The organism is Parazoarcus sp. PS-13 R2A, assembly GCF_057621855.1.
The window spans coordinates 13,112-30,149 of record NZ_JBYEXN010000009.1; the positions used below are offsets into that span (position 1 = coordinate 13,112).

Below are 17,038 nucleotides of genomic sequence, written 5' to 3' on the forward strand. Positions count from 1 at the left end.
CATGACCGGCGAAGAAGTACTCGGCGAGCGGCATGAACGCAAGGTCGTAGTCGTTACGGGTGGTGCGGGGGTAATAGGGTCGCGATTCGTGCGCGCGATTGCTGATAGCGGGGACATTCCCGTTGTGGCTGATATCGATATGAAAGCCGCAGCGCATGTTGTGTCCTCATTGGCGCCGGCGCACGCTGGCCGCGCTTTCGCCGCACATCTCGATATCACGAGCAAGGATTCGGTTGCCGCACTGATCTTGGAAGTGACTAATCGCTACGGGCGTATCGATGCAGTCGTCAACAATGCGTACCCGAGGAACCGGAACTACGGGCGGAAGCTCGAGGATGTGACCTATACTGATTTCTGTGAGAACGTCGACTCGCATCTTGGGGGCTACTTTCTTGTTGCCCAGCAATTCTGTCTGGCATTCCGGGCACAAGGTGGTGGGAATGTGGTCAATATGTCGTCGATCTATGGGGTGATGGCGCCACGGTTCGAGGTCTATGCCGGGACAGAGATGACCATGCCCGTAGAGTATGCAGCGATAAAGTCTGGTGTGATTCATTTAACCCGCTATTTTGCTCAATATTTCAAGGGCGCGGGCATTCGAGTAAATTGCCTGAGTCCCGGGGGGATTCTCGCAGGACAGCCTTCAGGCTTTCTCGATGCTTACAAAGGGAAATGTGCGTCGAAAGGAATGCTCGACCCGGGTGACGTCGTCGGCGCGTTACTCTTTCTTTTGTCTGATGCCTCACGCTACATCACCGGACAGAATCTCATAGTTGACGACGGTTTTTCACTTTGAGCGTGGTTGAGCGGGGGGGGGGCGTCCTGTCGGTCAAGCACCGGCTTCTGTTCTCGGTCGGCGCCAATATGGCGCGCGCTGCAATAAGTCTAATCGCGGGACTGCTGGTTGCGCGCGGGCTTGGGCCATCGGATTACGGTAACCTGGCGTATCTCCTCGGGAGTTTCTGGGCTATTCGTGCCTTGCTCGACATGGGGTCCGGTAGCGCCTTCTATACCTTTATCGCGCAGCGCCATCGGGGGCGTCTCTACTACCTCGTGTACTTTGGATGGCTTGGATTTCAGTTCGTTTTTTCAACTGCGCTCGTTATCCAATTGCTCCCGCAGTCGCTCGTCGACCGGTTCTGGCTTGGGCAGTCACGTGACCTTGTGGTGCTCGCCCTGTTGGCCACTTTTCTTCAGAATCAGGTCTGGCAAACCGTTGTGCAGATTCACGAAGCGGCCCGAATGACTGTCCGGATTCAGGTGTCGGGGCTCTTGATCATTTCAACGCATGTCATTTTGGTTTCGGCCATGCTGCTGGGCGACTGGTTGTCAGTCCGCTCGGTCTTGTCGGCCATCATCGTCGAGTACCTGGTTGCTGCCGCGTGGCTTTCCGGCGCACTACGTAAGGGGGTGGTTCGCAATGCTGACGACGGTGGTGCTGCGTCACTGGGTGGAGTCGTTTCGGAGTATCTCGCGTACTGCAGGCCGATGATGATCATCGCAGTGTTTACGTTCTGCTATGAGATCACAGACCGGTGGTTGTTGCAGCGTTTCGGCGGATCCAGTCAGCAAGGTTTCTATCAGGTCGCGGCTCAACTTTCCACCATAAGCCTGCTGGCGACCAGTTCGGTGCTCAATATTCTTTGGAAGGAGGTTGCCGAGGCGTGTGCGCGCGGTGACAACTCGCGTGTGATTGTTCTGCATCAGAAGGCGACCCGGTTTCTGATGCTTTTGGCGTCAGGCGTATCCTGCTTCCTTGCTCCTTGGGCTGAAAACCTTGTCGTTGCCCTGCTTGGTGAGGCCTATCATGCCGGATGGCCGGTGTTGTTTCTGATGCTCTTTTACCCTGTTCATCAGACAATGGGACAGATTAACGGGACATTGTTCATGGCAACCGGAAGGACCCATAGCTACATGAAGGTGGCCGTTTCCGGTTTGGTTGTGAGCGTTCCTGTTTCGTACCTGCTGATTGGACCGACCGATGGTGTGTGGGTTTCGGGTATGGGTTTAGGGGCTTTGGGGCTTGCGATCAAGATGGTCTGTCTGAATATTCTGTTCGTCAATGTTCAGTCGTGGATGATTTGCAGACAGTATCTGGCTGCTTTCCGTTGGTACTATCAGTTGCTACCCATCGCGACCCTTCTGTGTGTGGGTTACGGTTCGATGTTCGCCGTTCGGGTTCTTGCTCCAGGTCTGGCTGCTGCTGGTACGGACAAGTCGGAGTTGTTTTTCGGAATGCTGGGAAGTGGATTTTTGTACGCTTTCATATTTGTTACGTTATTGATTTACGTGCCCTCCGTCGTTGGCTTGCGCAAGGATGAAATGGCGCCAGTCATAGAGAAAGTGAAGCATGGTGTGCGTGATATCTTGAGAAAGTTGAAATGAACGACAACTGGATTGTTAAGCAAGCTCTGTCTGGTGTATCGCAATTTGATCAGTCAATGGTTAATTCGTACCCTGACTCGAACGAATATTTGCAGAACGCCAGGGCGTATCTGAATACAGTCGGTGAGGTCTGCAACTATGTCGACGCGTCGAAAAAGCTAGATTGGGCGGCCCTGCTGCCGCAGGGCGCTGACGTGCTCGATCTTGGCTGCGGTGGTGGGTGGTTGACCGCCATGCTGTCGCGCGTTGACTCAGTGAAGACCGTCTATGCCCTCGATTCGAGTCAGCATTTCCTCCATAAGTTGCTGCCTGAAGTCATGACTTTAATGGAGGGTAATGCTGAGAAGGTCGTTACGCTTGAGGCCTTGTTTCAACCTCTTCTTTTTGATGGGGCGTGTCTGGATGCGATTGTGGCGTCTTCTGCGCTGCATCACGCCGATAACCTTGAGTCCGTGCTCAAGGAGACCCGCCGCGCACTGAAGCCTGGTGGTCTGCTTGTCATCCTTAACGAAACGCCACGTACGGGTTTGAGATTTCTCGTGTCTGTGTTTGTGGCAAGTCTTCGAATCCTTCGTAATCTGGCCACTCGACGCTATATGCCGGTTTCTCCCTCGATTTCATCTTCGGGCTATCTTTACGACCCAGATCTCGGTGACCGGGATTATCCGAATTGGTATTGGCTTGAGGCTGTGAAGCGTGCAGGGTTTGCAGTTGAGACGGTGATGGACACCGGTATGCCAACTGTGAAGGGGAGCAAGGGGCGGCCATTGATTCATTTTGTGTGCAGAGCTGTCTGAGGTGTCATTCTTGGACAGAAGGCAGGAGTTCGAATTGGGCTGTGATGAAAACGTAATCGTTCCTGGATCATCATTCCGGAACGTGTTCATCGTAGATTCCAGAGCCGATTGGTCGTCGGTAGTGCCCAACTTCGAGCCAGCGCTTGACTTGATTCTGACCTATGACTTTGGCCTGCGGCGGGATGTTCTGGCGCTTGGTGGTGTCGCGTACTACGTGGATCACCTGTGCTCCCAGTCCGTCATGCAGGAAAACAATTTCCTCATGTACAGGTTTTTCCAGGACTGGCACCTGGATGAGGAGGGTAATGACATATTTCGGCACAATGGGGTTGATTTCGGGTTCAGTTTTCGAATTCTGATCTGGAATGACTTTACATTTTACGTGCGCAGTCGCCTGTGTCTTGAGCAGTTGAGATGCATTTCCTATCAGAAGCTTCTTGTATGCACGAATAACAACGTTATTGAGTCTGTCTTGCAGGACATGGCGCTGACTTGGTCGCGTCTTGCAACTGGTGGGCGGTCGTCGCTGGATGGGTATTTCTTTCCAGTTCACCGATGGATGAACGAGCGTGTGCATGTCAGGCGTATCCGGCACCGCGTCCGGGATGCCGTGATTACCGTGCAGGGCATTTTGATGAGTGCCTGGGATAGCGTCGGGGGACGTTTCAGGCAGAGGGTCAGGGTATTCGTTCAGGAGTACCATCCGACGCGCAAGTTGATGCAATGCCTTAGCAAGACGCCGGGCGTCCAGGTCCTCCAGGGACATTTTTCTGCCTCGCGAGGGGCGATGAAGTTTCTGCGGGAGCGACCCATCCCTGTGTACGGGGATGTGGAGCGGTATCGTGGGACAGCTTCGGCGCTGATGGGCGTCTACCGTGCGAAACGTGCGGCCCGTCTTGTACTCACGACTGGTGTGGATGTGACTGATGCGGTCAGCCGCGCGATTGAAACCCGGATTTCGTCGAGCTTGCCCGAAACATTGCGTGCGCTTGACTGCGTGATTCGCTATCTCGATCGCCACCCCATCCGACTTGTGGTATTGATCGCAAACCTTGGGCAGGTTGCAATGCTGGTTGACTGCGTGGCCAAGGCTCGAGGAGTCCCCAGCTATCTGATCATTAATGGGCTTCTGTGCAGCGCGTTTCTCGATGAAGGAAAGTATGCGGATGTGATCAATTCGTATTCGGAGAGTGTTCGGGATCACTATTTCCGTGGAATGAAGAACGTGATTTGTCTGGGTGATCCCCGAATGGACGATTACGCCATGGTGCCGCGGCGGAGTATCAACCGCGAGAATCCTGTCATCACGATTGGCGCATCCGGCTTCAGTAATACAGACCTTAATTCATACCTCGCGGTAGAGTTTGAATTCCTCAACGACGTGCTTGAGGCGATCCTCAGGCTCAGGTCACGGGGAGCGTGTGTCCGTGTGGTGTTGAAGGTGCGCGCCAATGGGTACAAGGAACTGTATCGCCGGTTCTGCGATGAGTATTTCGGAGGGGTGGTTGATACCATCCTTGATCAGGTCCCGATGCGGGCTGTGTTGGATGAGACCGATTTCTATGTTTCGATCTACTCGCAGACCTTGTTCGAGGCGTCCTGTCTGGGTATCCCCTGCGTCTACCACAAGAACGACAGGCAGGTTCTGGACGCGCCGTTCGATGGCAAGTCCGAGTTGATCACGACCCATTCCGCAGACGACCTTGAGGTGGCGATTTCGGACTTCATGCGGGGCGATGACCGGTATGACGCGTTTCTTGATAGAGGAACGATGGAAAGGTACATCGGACCGCTGGATGGTGAGAACCTGAAGCGCAATCTGAAGTTTATCGAAGGTCTGTTGAACGGAGATCGTAAGGAGCAATCCGCATGAACCGCATCTCGACGTCGCTTCGTCGCACCCTTTACGAATTTCGGCTTCGCCGCAGATTTTCGCGAAGTGTCATCCACGGCGGTGCGACGGTGGATGGGGACAGTAGCCTGGGTGATTACGCGGTCCTTTTCCGGAACGCGAGATTGATTTGTTCCACGCTTGGCTCCTACAGCTATGTGCAGGAGAACACACTGCTGCTTGGGGCTGAAGTGGGGCCTTTCTGTTCGATTGCTGCGAATGTGACGATTGGGCTTGTTAATCATCCAACCTCGCTCGTGAGTACAAGTCCCGTGTTCTATGACCGGTCGCAGCCGCTCCCCAGATTTTTCGCGAGCCAGAATGCTGCTCAGGAGTCGATCCCGAGGACGGTCGTGGGAGCGGATGTCTGGATAGGAGAGCGGGCGATGATTCGGGCGGGGGTCAGTATTGGCGTGGGCGCGGTAATCGGTGCAGGGGCGATGGTGACCCGGGATGTGCCACCCTATACAATCGCGGCCGGTGTTCCCTGCCGCCCGTTGCGGCAACGTTTTGACGCAACGCTGTGCGGGGGGCTGGCAGACTCTGAGTGGTGGACATTGAGCGAACAGAGGCTCTCAGAGCTTGCACCGTATTTTGCGAGTCCTGAGGTGTTCTTGACGATGCTTCGGAAGCAAGAGTGATGATTGGTCTTGTGCAGCGAATCCTGGCGAAACTGCGTAGTCTCTGGTTCGCATGTGTTCATGCTCCCCGCTTCGGCCGTTGTGGAAGGAATGTGTTGTTGTACGCGCCATTTCGTGTCGATGGTGGAGAACACATTGGCCTTGGTGATCGCACGGTCATGCAGCGTGGCGCCTGGTTGTACTGTGAGCCTCCAGAAGGTCAGTCGGGGCGTCTGCTCGTCGGCTCAGGGTGCGTCCTCGGTTACAACAACCACATTACTGCCGTGCGTGACGTCGTCATCGAGGACCATGTGCTTACGGCGAACAACGTTTACATCTCCGATAACCTTCATTCCTATGAGGACGTTGGCGTACCGATAATGCATCAACCCGTTCGTTTCAAGAACGCCGTGGTGATCGGAGAAGGAAGCTGGATCGGCGAAAATGTGTGCATCATTGGTGCGAGCGTCGGCAAGAACTGCGTTGTCGGCGCGAATTCGGTAGTGACGCATGACATTCCGGACTTTTCTGTAGCGGTCGGAAGCCCTGCGGTGGTCATTCGGTACTACGATCGATCTGCGGGACGTTGGGAGAGCAAGGGCGTTTTGAGACAGGGCAAGGGATGAGCGGAAGAAAGATACTTGTAACGGGCGGGGCCGGGTTTATCGGATCGGCACTCGTACTTGCGCTGAGCGAACGTGGGCACGAGGTGACGGTTCTCGACAATCTCGCACCTCAGATCCACGGCGCGGATCCCGAGCAGTCACCGCTTTTCAAGCGACTTGAAGGCAAGGCTCGCTTTGTTCGTGGTGATGTAACTGTCCGGGCTGACTTGATGAAAGTTCTTCCGGGCGTGGATACGGTTGTACACCTGGCAGCTGAGACTGGCACAGGGCAGTCCATGTATGCAATCCAGCATTATTCCGAAGTGAATGTTGGGGGTACGGCACTGCTGCTGGACGTGATTGCGAATGATGGCTTCCCGGTAAAGCGACTGGTTGTGGCCTCTTCACGGGCAGTCTACGGTGAAGGTTGTTATCGCTGCCCGGTGCATGGCACCCTCCATCCCGAGGCTCGAAGCGCCGAGGAGATGGTCAAGGGGCAGTTCGAGCATCTCTGTCCCGTTTGTTCCTTGCCGTTGGAGGTGGTGCCGACAGATGAAGGGGCTGCTTTGCATCCCTCTTCCGTCTATGGGGTAACGAAGCTTACACAGGAACAGTTGGTGCTGACGGTGGGGAGGGCTCTGGGGATTTCGGCCCTGGCGTTCCGCTATCAGAATGTCTATGGCCCTGGGCAGTCGCTGTCGAATCCCTATACGGGCATCCTCTCGATCTTCTCCACCCGCATTCGGAACGGTAGCCCGATCAATATATTCGAAGATGGTCGCGAGAGCCGCGATTTTGTCTTCATCGGCGATGTGGTTGATGCGACCGTCAAGGGGATCGAGCACCCGGAGCCTCTGGTCGACGTCTTCAACGTCGGCTCTGGTGCAGCTACGGATGTGATGACGATTGCGCAAACCCTGCTCCGGCATCTGGGTGGGTGTTCTTCAATCAGCGTATCCGGCCAGTTCAGGATTGGCGACATTCGGCACAACGTTGCGAATCTTGAGAAAGTGAAACGTACCCTGGGATTTGAGCCAAAAGTTGGAATCGACGACGGCTTGAGTGCATTTGTTAACTGGGTGAAGGGCGAACAGATCAGTGGTGACCGCTATGAGGAGAGCCTGAACGAACTGCGTGCAAAAGGCCTGTTCAAATGAAGCAGGAATCGGGCGTCGGGGTGGTTAGTGTCGTCGTTGCCAGCTATAACCATGCGGGATTCCTCCCCCGCAGAATGGATAGTCTTCTCGGGCAGACCTACCCGAACACAGAGATTCTGGTGATCGACGACTGTTCTCCGGACAATAGCGTCGACGTTCTCCGCTCGTATGAAGGGCAACCGAGCGTCCGCCTTCTCGTTCGCGAAAAAAATGGCGGGTGGGTGGCCGTAAGCAACCAAGGCGTCGAGTTGACGTCGGGCGAGTTTGTGCTGTTCGCAAACTGCGACGATGATTGTGATGCGCGCATGATTGAGCGCCTTGTCGATGCGATGAGGCAGCATCCATCTGCTGGCATTGCATTCTGTCGCAGCCTGATGGTTGATGAGGACGGAACTGTGCTGGGTGACGACTTTTCGATTCGTGAAGATGCGTTCAGGGCCCGGTGTTCCGGCGACGTGTTGCTCCCCGGTTCCGAGGCGTCTCGCTTTCTGATGCACTCATGCGTTATTCCAAACCTTAGCGCAGCGCTTATTCGAAGAGATTGCTTTGACACCGTTGGCTATTTGTCTTCGGAGTACAAGGTTTGTTGCGACTGGGATCTCTTCTTCAGGATTGCCGCTCGCTACGATGTTGCATACGTTGCAGAGCCCCTGAACTATTTTCGTCAGCATCGCAGCACAATTCGAAGCGTCACTAAGGACAGGGTCGTCTTCGAAGAGTATTTCAGGTTGTTGCTGGGGCAGGTACGGACGCTTGAGCTGACTTCCTTTGAGAGAATGCGGTATCGAACCCATGTGATGTACCTGTGGGCTGTGCACGTGCTTTCTCCCTCAGCGAACGGCGTGTCCAATATCCCATACCACCTGAAGCGGATCGTCCAGCTGGATCCTCTGGCCCTGTTTTTTGCGATCCCTGGAGGTGTCCTCAGGCTCGCTGAGTTGATGTTCAAGGCCCCCCGAAAACTGATTGGCTTACTTGGGACACGATAAAGACGATGACTAAAAAGATATTGGTGACTGGCGGGGCCGGCTTTCTCGGCTCTCACTTGTGTGAACGCCTTCTCGAAGCGGGGCACGATGTACTATGCGTGGATAATTTCTTCACGGGTAGCAAGGATAATATTGCCCATCTGATGGGCAATCCCTACTTCGAGGTCATGCGGCATGACGTGACTTTTCCGCTCTACGTCGAAGTAGACCAGATCTACAATCTGGCTTGCCCAGCGTCTCCCGTTCACTATCAGCACGATCCGGTTCAGACGACGAAGACGAGTGTTCATGGTGCGATCAACATGCTTGGACTGGCAAAGCGAGTAAAGGCGCGAATCCTGCAGGCGTCGACAAGCGAGGTTTACGGAGACCCCGAGGTGCACCCGCAGGTCGAGTCGTACTGGGGCAAGGTCAATCCTATTGGTATCCGGAGTTGTTACGACGAAGGAAAGCGTTGCGCTGAAACGCTCTTTTTCGATTACTGGCGCCAGCATCAACTGCAGATCAAGGTCGTACGGATTTTCAATACCTATGGTCCGCGCATGCACCCCAACGACGGTAGAGTGGTCAGTAATTTCATCGTTCAGGCGCTGAAGGGTGAGGACATCACGATCTACGGGGATGGCCAGCAGACCAGAAGCTTCTGTTATGTCGACGACCTGGTAGAAGTCATGATTCGCATGATGGACTCGGCTCAGGATTTTGTCGGACCGGTGAATATTGGGAATCCCTGTGAGTTCACGATGCTGGAGCTGGCGGAGCAGGTTGTTCGGCTGACGGGCTCGAAGAGCCGGCTGATCTTCAAACCGCTGCCAGCCGATGATCCAAAGCAACGGCAGCCGGATATTTCCTTGGCTAAGCAGGTGCTTGACTGGGAGCCGAAAGTCGATCTGGCAGATGGGCTGAAGGAAACGATCGCCTATTTTTCGACGCGTCTGAAGGTCGCCTGAGTGGTGAGTAAGGTATGCGCCAATCCGCGGGTGACCGTCGTCATTCCCACATACAACCGCGCGGATGACCTCAGGCGGTGCCTCGACTCGCTGGCGCTGCAGACTCTGGACAACTTCGAGGTACTGGTCTGTGATGACGGGTCAACGGATCATAGCGCAAGCGTTGCGGATGAGTTTTCGGGGCGACTGAGTCTCCGCTTCGATACCGCGGACAACTTTGGCGGGCCGGCGCGGCCGCGCAATCGTGGTGTGTCCGGGGCCAGGGCTCCATATATTGCCTTTCTTGACTCTGACGACTGGTGGACGCCTGCCAAGCTGGAGAAGAGTGTGGCCGCGCTCGACGCAGGTGCAGATCTTGTTTACCACGATCTGTTTATCGTTCGCGATACCGCTCAAACGGTTTTCAGCGAACGGATCGTATCGACGGAGCCCAAGCACCCCATGTTCAAGGCCTTGCTATGCACCGGCATGTCTGTGCCCAATTCCAGTGTTGTCGTGCGCAGAGCGCTTATCGAACAGTTGGGCGGAATCACGGAAAACCGGGAACTCATTTCCGTGGAAGATTACGATACGTGGGTTCGGATTTCGAGACTGACTGAGCGCTTTGTCCGACTGCCCGAATGCCTCGGTTATTACTGGCTTGGTGGTGGGAACATATCGGCTGCTTCACCAAAGCAGATATCGCGCATTCGCACCTTGTATGCGCAGTATATTGATGAATTGCCGTTGGCTGACCGCCGCCGCGCAGAGGGATTTCTGGCCTACCGGAGCGGGCGGATTGCTCAGATGCATGGTGATGTCACGGGAGCACGTCGCAGTCTTCTGCGCGCACTTGTCCAACCACTCGACCTGAGCTATCGACTCAAGGCCGCCTATTTTCTGGCGCGCAGCATCTTGCCATGAGTGCAGTTCCACACCGAGTCAGCGTAGTCATCCCCTGTTACCGGGATGCTGCAACCTTGGGCCTCGCGATTGCTTCGCTTCATGGGCAGACACGCCAGGTCGAAGAGATCATCGTGGTCAATGACTGCTCGCCCGAGACAGACCGTATTGAAGCCGTTCTGCAACGCTATCCTCAGGTTATTTACATCAGGAATGAGCGCAATCTGGGTCTGGCCGCGTCGCGAAATGTTGGCCTGAACGCTGCCACGGGAGATGTGATTTCGTTTCTTGACGCCGATGACGAACTGCATCCGCAGAAAATCGAGTTTCAGCTTCGGGTTTTTCGACCGGAAATTGCCGTGACATGTCAGGTCAGGCGCATAGGTGACAGCTGTGAGCTTGCCGAGACCGCGCACTGTGAAAACGAATTCAAGGTGCGTGAGGTAGCGGAAAGCGGCTCAATAGTCATGCGCAACAGTCTCACTGGCGCAGCGCTCATGATCTCCAGAGAGCTGTTGGCAGGGGTTGGCGGCTATGACGAAAGTCTGCGTTCTTGCGAAGACTTTGATCTGTGGCTTCGACTCCTCGATGGAGGGGTTACTGTTGTCGATATCCAATTACCACTATATCTCTACCGTTACAACGAGTCCGGTTTGTCGCGCAACAACCTCAATGTGTCGCGCTGGGAGCTCCAGGTGCTCAGAAAGTACTTCGAGCGGCATGGGCAGCCTTTTCTTGGTACGCGTGCGGATGCACATATTTGGGCATTCTGGCTGCTCAAGCATCTCTTACGATTTGAGCGCTGCAGGGAAAGCGCCTTAAGGATGGAGGTGAGGAGCAATATCCGGTTGCTGTCGAAATACCCCTTTCTCGCGGCGCTGCTTGCATGCACTGAGCGCTTTCGCCTGCTACGGCCTGTTGTCGCAGTTGCTGATTTGCGCAGAGTGCTCTCGCGCGGACTTGCCTTCAATCGCCACCCGGTTTGAGATCATGAGCTCTAGATCGGATATGAAGTCTGAACTCGTTGAGTCACGCCTTCGCCGCGGATTGTCATCAACGCGAATCCTCTTTGGGCTTCCGCATGAGCGCTGCTGATAACCGAAAGAAGGTGGCGCTGGTCGCGGCGTCGGATATGACGGTGATCGCTTTTCTCCGTGCGCACATCGTGGCGCTTGCCGCAGACAACGACGTGACCGTGATTACCAATACGGCTGACCCTGAACGTATTTCTGCGGATGTTCGCGGCGTGCGGGTGATCTCAATCCCGTTTGCACGTCCAATCGCGCCGATGTTGGATCTTCAATGCCTGGCCCGCCTGACGCGTGTTTTCCATCGTGAGCGATTTGATCTTGTCTTTTCCGTGACCCCCAAAGGGGGGCTAATGGCGATGGTGTCGGGTTGCCTCGCGCGCGTGCCGTCTCGGATACATATGTTCACCGGGCAGGTATGGGCCACCCGGACCGGACTTGGGCGCACGTTGCTGAAAATGGCTGACCGGCTTATTGCAAGGTGTGCAACGCATGTTCTCGCTGACAGTGCGTCCCAGCGACAATTTCTGATTGATCAGGGCATTACAAACGATAGGCACTCGGCGGTTTTGGCGAGTGGGTCGATCTCGGGAGTTGATGCCGTCCGTTTCAGGCCTTCGGTGGAAGCAAGGCAGGCGGTGCGCCGCTCTTTGGGCGTTGCAGAGGATGCGGTGGTTCTGCTGTTTGTTGGCCGTTTGAACCGCGACAAGGGCGTGCTCGATCTGGCCGCTGCGTTTTCTGCGCTGTCTGCGTCAATACCGGATTGTGTGTTGCTTGTCGTGGGGCCCGACGAGGCCGGATTGCGGCACGAGGTCGAAGTGCTTGTTGGCGCCGCGGCTCAGCTCCATTTTGTGGATTTTACCGATCATCCCGAGCACTTCATGGCGGCTGCAGATGTGTTTTGCCTGCCCAGCTATCGCGAGGGGTTTGGCACCGTCATCATTGAAGCTGGCGCCTGTGGTCTGCCGGTTGTGGCGTCCCGGATCTACGGATTGACGGACGCCGTCGTGGAGGGGGAGACCGGCTTGATGCATGAGGCAGGAGATGTAGGCGGGCTGGTTGATGTGCTTGCACAATTGGTTCGTGACGCAGACCTTCGAGCACGTATGGGCAGTGCAGGGAGGGGTCGTGCGACAAACGAGTTCTCGGCAATGGTTGTAACGGGGGCGCTAACAGCTTTTATTGGAAGCCTGTTGCGCTCGGGTGCGGAGGGTCAGCATGAAACGCGCGTTTGATCTGACCATGGCCCTTCTCGCTATCATGCTGCTTTGGCCAGTGATGCTGCTGCTTGCGCTGATTATCTGGCGCTGTCTCGGAGCGCCGGTTCTTTTTCGACAGCTCAGACCAGGCTTGCATGGGCGGCCTTTCACTTTGTACAAGTTCCGGTCGATGTCGGATAAACGTGATGCCTCCGGCCGCTTGCTGCCCGACGAGGCGCGGCTGGGGGCCGTTGGACGGACGATTCGCAAGCTCAGCCTGGATGAGCTTCCTCAGTTGTTCAATGTCCTGAAGGGCGACATGAGTCTGGTCGGACCGCGCCCGCTATTGATGGAGTACATGGCACTGTATTCCCCGGAGCAGGGGAGGCGGCATGACGTTCGGCCCGGGATTACCGGTTGGGCCCAGGTCAACGGGCGAAATGCGCTATCGTGGGACGAGCGCTTTCGCCTCGATGTCTGGTACGTAGATCACCGTTCATTTGCGCTTGACTTGAGAATTCTGTTGATGACGATTGGGAAGGTGCTTGGCCGTCATGGCGTCAGCGAGCCCGGGCGGGAAACGATGACTCCGTTTACCGGTAGCCAGCAGAAGGGGCGCAACGGTGAGTAGAAGGCTTGTCATTTTCGGGGCAGGAGGTCACGCAAAAGTCGTGGTGGACGCGATCGTGCAGCAGGGCGATTCGGTCGCGGGTGTTTTTGATGGTGATGCTGGGCGCCGCGGTCAGGAATGGTGTGGATATACCGTACTCGGCGGTCTGGATGCGATGATTGATTTTGCTGCAAGTGAAGGCGTTGATGCGGTTGTCGTCGCGATTGGCGACAATCGAATCCGGTCAATGATGGGCGCTCGTATTGCCGAACGTGGTCTCCGCTTCGATTCTGTCGTGCACCCACGCGCCGTCGTATCTCCTTCGGCCCGGATCGGTGCAGGCTGCGTGGTGATGGCGGGGGCTGTTATCAACGCTGATGCGGTGATCGGAGAGCACGCGATCATCAATACCTGCGCCTCGGTTGACCATGACTGCTGGGTCGCAGAGGGTGCCCATATCGGACCAGGAGCAAGGCTATGCGGCGGCGTCAAGGTCGGACGGCGAGTGTTGTTCGGTGCTGGCGCGGTCGCGATTCCAGGGTTTTCAGTCGGCGATGATGCGATTGTTCCGGCCGGGGGCGTCGTGAGGGGAGATGTCCCCGCGCGACCCCGTCACCCCGACAAGATCAGGTCGTCGCAAAGCAATGAAGGTGAGTGAGTCAATGAGACGGTGTTCCGAGAAGGCCGGAGAGGGTGATGGTGTCATCGAGTTCGCCCCGTGGCCGCATTTTTCCGAGGACGAGATCGCTGCGGTCGGCAAGGTTTTGCGCTCCGGGCAGGTGAACTACTGGACTGGAAACGAGGGGCGCCAGTTCGAGGACGAGTTCGCCCGATGGGCTGAGTGTCAGTATGCGGTTGCGCTGGCTAACGGTACTGTCGCTCTTGATCTTGCGCTCAAGGCGCTGGGTGTCGGGCCGGGTGATGAGGTCGTCGTGACCGCTCGTACTTTTCTGGCTTCGGTTTCCTGCATCATCACAGCAGGTGCGACGCCGGTTTTTGCCGATGTTGACCGTGACAGCCAGAACCTTACCGCCGATACGGTGCGAAGGGTGCTCACCGCTCGCACTCGAGCAGTCATCTGCGTGCATCTTGCAGGTTGGCCGTGTGACATGGACCCGATCATGGCCCTGGCTCGTGAGCATGACCTTGCCGTGATCGAAGACTGTGCCCAGGCTCACGGTGCCCGCTACAAGGGGCGCCCCGTTGGGAGCATCGGCCACATCGGTGCGTGGTCTTTCTGCCAGGACAAGATCATGACGACGGGTGGAGAAGGTGGCATGGTTACGACCAACGACCATGATCTGTGGTTGCGGATGTGGTCTTACAAGGACCATGGAAAGTCCTGGGCCGCAGTCTACGAACGCGAACACGAACCCGGGTTTCGTTGGCTTCACGAGCAGTTCGGTACCAATTGGCGTATGACTGAAATGCAGGCGACACTCGGGCGGATTCAGTTGCGCAGGATGGCAGAGTGGTCGAGGCTGCGAAATTCTCATGCGCAAACGATCTGGAATTGTGCGAAGACAATTGACGGCCTCAGAGTGCCGGTGGCCCCGGAAGACTGTCGCCATGCGGCATACAAGTGCTATGTCTTTGTTGAGCCGGCTCGTCTTGGTGCTGGATGGGATCGTGACAGGGTGATCGCTGAGATCAATGCGCTTGGAGTGCCCTGTCTGGTCGGGTCCTGTCCCGAGGTCTATCTTGAGCGTGCCTTTGATGCTACCGGATGGCGGCCATCCCACCGTTTGCCTGTTGCAAAGGAGTTGGGTGAAACGAGTTTGATGTTCCTTGTACATCCGACGCTTGATGAGGCCTCGGTCGAACATACCTGCAATGCGCTCCGATCTGTAATGCTGGCGGCTACCCACGAGGTCTGAATCGGCTGACGCCGAAAAGAGGCGTAATCCTTTCCTGCCCTGAATAGAAAGTGTTAAAGCCGTTGCCGGAGGGTGCTTGTCAATCTCAGGCCGGTTCGCTCATAAAAATATGATTCGATTCTTGCGCTCTGCGCTCGTGTTTCTCTTCGACCTGTTTGCCGTCGCCATTGCGTGGTGCGGCGGCCTGCTGCTGCGGTTCAATTTCGATCTCCCTTCCGAGTATGTCAGATTGGCCTTCCTCGGTTTGGGCGGCTTGCTTGTCGTACACGCCGTGGCTTGCCGCTGGGCCGGACTTTATCGCGGCATGTGGGTATTTGCCAGCCTTCCCGACTTGAAGCGTGTTCTGAAGGCGGTCGCGGTCTCTGGCGTGGCACTGGTAATGTGGATTGCGCTGGACAGGGGGACTACCGCGATTCCCCGATCAATGATCGTTCTTTATCCGGTGTTGCTGCTCCTTGTGATGGGTGGGGGGCGTGCGGCATGGCGGATGTGGAAGGAGCATCGGCTGTATGGTGGATTGATAGCGCAAGGTAAGCCCGTAGTCATCGTCGGTGCAGGGCGCGGTGGCGCCATGTTGATGCGTGAACTCGAACGCAGTCCGGACTGGCGTGTGGTGGCTCTGGTCGACGACGATTCGGGTAAATGGGGTATGGAGTTGTTCGGTATACCCATCGTGGGCGGATTGGGTGCGCTGCCCGAGGTGTTGCGCGAATTCAAGGCCAGTCATGTGATTCTTGCAATGCCCTCAGCTGCGACTGAAACGCTGCGGCGGGCAACGGATATCGGCGTGCGTGCCGGCGCGCATGTATTCACCGTTCCGGGACTCGAAGAGCTCATGAATGGCCGCGTCTCGATCAGCGCTATGCGGCCGGTCGAAATCGAGGATCTGCTCGGACGTGAGCCGGTCAATATCGATACCGAGAATGTTCAGGCAATGCTTGCGGGCCGGACCGTCCTTGTCACAGGGGCCGGGGGTTCCATCGGGAGCGAACTGTGCAGGCAACTCTCCCGGTTCGAGCCAGGCACGCTGGTCCTTCTGGAGTCGAGTGAATTTGCCCTTTATTCGGTGGAACAGTGGTTTGCCAGGAACCGTCCCGATGTGCGGGTTGTGTCCCTGGCTGGAGACGTAAAGGATAGCGTTCGTCTGGATGAGGTGTTTGCGGTTTGGGCTCCACAGATTGTGTTCCATGCGGCGGCCTATAAACATGTTCCGTTGATGGAGGTGGGTAACGCATGGCAGGCGGTGCGCAATAATGTCCTGGGGACCCTGCAGGTCGCTGTACATGCCGAGCGCTATAAAGCCGAGCGTTTCGTCTTTATCTCCACGGATAAGGCCGTAAATCCGACCAACGTCATGGGGGCAACGAAGCGATTGGCTGAGATGGTGTGCGAGGCATTGCACAGTTTTGGCACGAAAGCGACGCAATTCGAGATTGTCCGGTTTGGAAATGTCCTCGGCAGCACAGGGAGCGTCATTCCGAAGTTTGCCGAACAGATCGCTCATGGAGGGCCTGTGACGGTGACTCACCCGGAGATCAACCGCTACTTCATGTCTATTCCGGAGGCGGCGCAGTTGGTGTTGCAGGCTTCGGCAATGGGGCATGGAGGCGAGGTATTCGTGCTCGATATGGGTGAGCCAGTCAAGATTGTCGACCTCGCGCGCAATATGATTCGATTGTCTGGCTACTCGGATGAAGAGATTCGGATCGAATTTACCGGTCTCCGGCCTGGTGAGAAGCTGTATGAAGAGTTGCTTGCCGATGCTGAGGCAACGAGGGAAACGCCTCACCCGAAACTGAGAATTGCGCGATCCAGATCGGTTCCGGAAGGGTTCCTGAACGAACTTCAGGGCTGGCTGGGGCAGCCTGGTCCCGTCTCTGACGACGCTGTTCGGGCAGGGCTGAAGCGCTGGGTGCCGGAATATGTGCCGGCAAGCCATGGCGTGACGAGTGCCGCGTCGGAAGAGACGCAGGTGCGTGAGCAGGTATAATCCGGCGCTTCTGATCGGCCCTTGCTTCGAGGCCTTTCTCCGTATTCGAGGTTCTATA

At 56.2% G+C, this 17,038-nt stretch carries 16 protein-coding genes; all 16 read left to right on the top strand.

The features are described 5' to 3' along the window. The first annotated feature begins 1 nt into the window (after position 1). A complete protein-coding gene (locus AC22G6_RS09990; protein WP_487366667.1) occupies positions 2–796 on the top strand; it encodes an oxidoreductase in 795 nt (264 codons plus the stop codon). A gap of 2 nt (positions 797–798) precedes the next feature. Beyond that, positions 799–2,385, top strand: coding sequence for a lipopolysaccharide biosynthesis protein (locus AC22G6_RS09995; protein ID WP_487366783.1), 1,587 nt, complete (start codon positions 799–801; stop codon positions 2,383–2,385). Beyond that, positions 2,382–3,182 (top strand): class I SAM-dependent methyltransferase, encoded by an 801-nt coding sequence (locus AC22G6_RS10000; protein WP_487366668.1) that lies wholly within the window; start codon positions 2,382–2,384, stop codon positions 3,180–3,182. Before AC22G6_RS09995 ends, AC22G6_RS10000 begins: the two co-directional genes overlap by 4 nt. Positions 3,183–3,192: 10 nt before the next feature. Beyond that, entirely contained in the window at positions 3,193–5,055 is a 1,863-nt protein-coding gene (locus AC22G6_RS10005; RefSeq protein WP_487366669.1) for a hypothetical protein, read from the top strand. Next, positions 5,052–5,714 (top strand): CatB-related O-acetyltransferase, encoded by a 663-nt coding sequence (locus tag AC22G6_RS10010; RefSeq protein ID WP_487366670.1) that lies wholly within the window; start codon positions 5,052–5,054, stop codon positions 5,712–5,714. Before AC22G6_RS10005 ends, AC22G6_RS10010 begins: the two co-directional genes overlap by 4 nt. Next, positions 5,714–6,319, top strand: a complete 606-nt coding sequence (locus AC22G6_RS10015; RefSeq protein ID WP_487366784.1) for an acyltransferase — start codon at positions 5,714–5,716, stop codon at positions 6,317–6,319. The genes AC22G6_RS10010 and AC22G6_RS10015 overlap by 1 nt, the downstream gene beginning before the upstream one ends. Then, the gene (locus tag AC22G6_RS10020) at positions 6,316–7,455 is read left to right on the top strand and encodes an NAD-dependent epimerase/dehydratase family protein (RefSeq protein ID WP_487366671.1); all 1,140 of its coding nucleotides are present in this window, start codon (positions 6,316–6,318) and stop codon (positions 7,453–7,455) included. Before AC22G6_RS10015 ends, AC22G6_RS10020 begins: the two co-directional genes overlap by 4 nt. Beyond that, complete coding sequence (locus AC22G6_RS10025; protein WP_487366672.1) at positions 7,452–8,444, top strand: glycosyltransferase; 993 nt, start codon at positions 7,452–7,454, stop codon at positions 8,442–8,444. Before AC22G6_RS10020 ends, AC22G6_RS10025 begins: the two co-directional genes overlap by 4 nt. A 5-nt stretch (positions 8,445–8,449) precedes the next feature. Then, positions 8,450–9,394 (top strand): UDP-glucuronic acid decarboxylase family protein, encoded by a 945-nt coding sequence (locus AC22G6_RS10030; RefSeq protein WP_108973208.1) that lies wholly within the window; start codon positions 8,450–8,452, stop codon positions 9,392–9,394. Next, the gene (locus AC22G6_RS10035) at positions 9,395–10,297 is read left to right on the top strand and encodes a glycosyltransferase family 2 protein (RefSeq protein WP_487366673.1); all 903 of its coding nucleotides are present in this window, start codon (positions 9,395–9,397) and stop codon (positions 10,295–10,297) included. Then, positions 10,294–11,262 carry a glycosyltransferase family 2 protein gene (locus tag AC22G6_RS10040; protein ID WP_487366674.1) on the top strand — a complete coding sequence of 323 codons (969 nt, stop codon included), beginning with the start codon at positions 10,294–10,296 and terminating at the stop codon, positions 11,260–11,262. The genes AC22G6_RS10035 and AC22G6_RS10040 overlap by 4 nt, the downstream gene beginning before the upstream one ends. Before the next feature lie 95 nt (positions 11,263–11,357). Next, a complete protein-coding gene (locus AC22G6_RS10045; RefSeq protein WP_487366675.1) occupies positions 11,358–12,539 on the top strand; it encodes a glycosyltransferase family 4 protein in 1,182 nt (393 codons plus the stop codon). Next, positions 12,523–13,134, top strand: a complete 612-nt coding sequence (locus tag AC22G6_RS10050) for a sugar transferase (RefSeq protein WP_108973215.1) — start codon at positions 12,523–12,525, stop codon at positions 13,132–13,134. Before AC22G6_RS10045 ends, AC22G6_RS10050 begins: the two co-directional genes overlap by 17 nt. Beyond that, on the top strand, positions 13,127–13,771 hold the full coding sequence (locus tag AC22G6_RS10055) for an acetyltransferase (RefSeq protein ID WP_487366676.1): 645 nt from the start codon (positions 13,127–13,129) through the stop codon (positions 13,769–13,771). Before AC22G6_RS10050 ends, AC22G6_RS10055 begins: the two co-directional genes overlap by 8 nt. A 4-nt stretch (positions 13,772–13,775) precedes the next feature. Beyond that, on the top strand, positions 13,776–14,990 hold the full coding sequence (locus tag AC22G6_RS10060) for a DegT/DnrJ/EryC1/StrS family aminotransferase (RefSeq protein ID WP_487366677.1): 1,215 nt from the start codon (positions 13,776–13,778) through the stop codon (positions 14,988–14,990). Positions 14,991–15,099: 109 nt separating this feature from the next. After that, the gene (locus tag AC22G6_RS10065; protein WP_487366678.1) at positions 15,100–16,980 is read left to right on the top strand and encodes a polysaccharide biosynthesis protein; all 1,881 of its coding nucleotides are present in this window, start codon (positions 15,100–15,102) and stop codon (positions 16,978–16,980) included. Positions 16,981–17,038: the final 58 nt, after the last annotated feature.

What these genes read in the sequence shown, in the direction of transcription:
- AC22G6_RS09990 (WP_487366667.1), top strand. Translation starts at nt 2, where the DNA reads ATGACCGGCGAAGAAGTACTCGGCGAGCGGCATGAACGCAAGGTCGTA.
- AC22G6_RS10000 (WP_487366668.1), top strand. Translation starts at nt 2,382, where the DNA reads ATGAACGACAACTGGATTGTTAAGCAAGCTCTGTCTGGTGTATCGCAA.
- AC22G6_RS10010 (WP_487366670.1), top strand. Translation starts at nt 5,052, where the DNA reads ATGAACCGCATCTCGACGTCGCTTCGTCGCACCCTTTACGAATTTCGG.
- AC22G6_RS10015 (WP_487366784.1), top strand. Translation starts at nt 5,714, where the DNA reads ATGATTGGTCTTGTGCAGCGAATCCTGGCGAAACTGCGTAGTCTCTGG.
- AC22G6_RS10020 (WP_487366671.1), top strand. Translation starts at nt 6,316, where the DNA reads ATGAGCGGAAGAAAGATACTTGTAACGGGCGGGGCCGGGTTTATCGGA.
- AC22G6_RS10025 (WP_487366672.1), top strand. Translation starts at nt 7,452, where the DNA reads ATGAAGCAGGAATCGGGCGTCGGGGTGGTTAGTGTCGTCGTTGCCAGC.
- AC22G6_RS10030 (WP_108973208.1), top strand. Translation starts at nt 8,450, where the DNA reads ATGACTAAAAAGATATTGGTGACTGGCGGGGCCGGCTTTCTCGGCTCT.
- AC22G6_RS10040 (WP_487366674.1), top strand. Translation starts at nt 10,294, where the DNA reads ATGAGTGCAGTTCCACACCGAGTCAGCGTAGTCATCCCCTGTTACCGG.
- AC22G6_RS10045 (WP_487366675.1), top strand. Translation starts at nt 11,358, where the DNA reads ATGAGCGCTGCTGATAACCGAAAGAAGGTGGCGCTGGTCGCGGCGTCG.
- AC22G6_RS10050 (WP_108973215.1), top strand. Translation starts at nt 12,523, where the DNA reads ATGAAACGCGCGTTTGATCTGACCATGGCCCTTCTCGCTATCATGCTG.
- AC22G6_RS10060 (WP_487366677.1), top strand. Translation starts at nt 13,776, where the DNA reads ATGAGACGGTGTTCCGAGAAGGCCGGAGAGGGTGATGGTGTCATCGAG.
- AC22G6_RS10065 (WP_487366678.1), top strand. Translation starts at nt 15,100, where the DNA reads ATGATTCGATTCTTGCGCTCTGCGCTCGTGTTTCTCTTCGACCTGTTT.